This is a genomic window from Kocuria sp. PD6 (assembly GCF_031844145.1).
In the GTDB taxonomy this organism is placed as follows: Bacteria; Actinomycetota; Actinomycetes; order Actinomycetales; family Micrococcaceae; genus Kocuria; species Kocuria marina.
Genome location: NZ_JAUZUS010000033.1, coordinates 1 through 1,465, shown reverse-complemented (window position 1 = coordinate 1,465; position 1,465 = coordinate 1). Strand labels below are relative to the sequence as shown.

Annotated in this window: 1 protein-coding gene; it reads left to right on the top strand. The window is 64.3% G+C overall.

Features of this window, described 5'->3' with window-relative positions; all coding sequences use genetic code 11:
* Nucleotides 1–55 precede the first annotated feature (55 nt).
* A complete protein-coding gene (locus tag Q9R22_RS13250; protein WP_029603730.1) occupies nucleotides 56–1,453 on the top strand; it encodes an IS30 family transposase in 1,398 nt (465 codons plus the stop codon).
* Nucleotides 1,454–1,465: the final 12 nt, after the last annotated feature.

The window sequence follows — 1,465 nt, the reverse complement described above, 5'->3', positions numbered from 1 at the left end:
GGGTCTCAAGGCGGATTCAACTGGTCGTCGCAACACCTCGATCGGGAGGTGTCAGATGGTTCGTCGTCAGCAGGCAGCAGATCGGGCGGAGCGACCGAAGCTTCGGTCCCCTGGGCATCCGAAGTTCCAACGGCATGTCGAGGCGGCGTTCTGGGCGGAGATCGCCAAGGGGCTATTGCCCATCGAGGCTGCTGCCGTGGTCGGCGTGGCGCAAGCTGTCGGTCAGCGATGGTTCCGCCACGCTGGCGGCATGCCTCCATTCGATCTGAAGTTCACGCCAACCGGACGCTACCTGTCGTTCGCTGAGCGTGAGGAGATCGCATTCCTGCGTGCTCAGGGACGCGGCGTGCGCGAGATCGCTCGAACTCTAGGCCGTAACCCGGGGACGATCTCCCGTGAGCTGCGCCGGAATGCGGCCGTCCGCTACGGAAGTCGCGGGTATCGAGCGTCGGTTGCGCAGTGGAAGGCCGACATGGCCGCGAAACGCCCGAAGGCGGCGAAGCTGGTCACGAACGTGCGGTTGCATACCTACGTCCAGGACCGATTATCGGGGCAGATCGCCACGCCTGATGGCAAGGTGATAATCGGTCCCGAGCCCCCACGGTTCACGGGGATCAACAAGCCCCACCGTAAGCACCGCGGGTGGTCCACGGCGTGGAGTCCGGAGCAGATCAGCAACCGGCTCAAGGTCGACTTCCCCGATGATGAGTCCATGCGCATCAGTCACGAGGCGATCTACCAATCCCTCTACATTCAGGGCCGCGGCGCGCTCAAACGCGAGCTTGTCTGGTGTCTGCGCACGGGCCGGGCGCTGCGCGCGCCGCGGGAACGGTCACGCCGCAAGACTTGGGCGCACGTCACTCCTGGAACGCTGATCAGCGAACGTCCCGCAGAAGCCGGAGACCGAGCTGTTCCCGGCCATTGGGAGGGTGACCTGCTGATTGGGCTCGAGCGCTCAGCGATTGGCACCGTCGTCGACCGCACGACCAGGTTCACGATGCTGGTCCACCTCCCCCGTGAGAAGGGATACCGACACAAGGAAACACCCAAGAACGGCCCCGCGCTGGCCGGCTATGGCGCGATCACGATGAAGAACGCGCTGGCGAGCACGATGTCGACGCTGCCCGCCCAACTGGCGAGGTCGTTGACCTGGGATCGCGGCAAGGAGATGTCCGCTCACGCACAGTTCACGGTCGAGACGGGCATCCCGGTGTTCTTCGCCGATCCGCAGTCCCCCTGGCAACGCGGCACGAACGAGAACACCAACGGACTACTGCGCCAGTACTTCCCCAAGGGCACCGACCTGTCGAGCTGGACGGCAGAGGAGATTGAAGCCGTCGCTCACGCACTCAACACAAGGCCCCGCAAGACCCTCGGCTGGAGAACCCCTGCCGAAGCCTTCAACGAGCAGCTACTGTTGCTCCAACAAGCCGGTGTTGCAACCACCGGTTGAACCCGGTCAATT

Bases quoted from the DNA above. Each gene is read 5' to 3' on its own strand.
- Q9R22_RS13250 (WP_029603730.1), top strand. From the start codon at position 56: ATGGTTCGTCGTCAGCAGGCAGCAGATCGGGCGGAGCGACCGAAGCTT.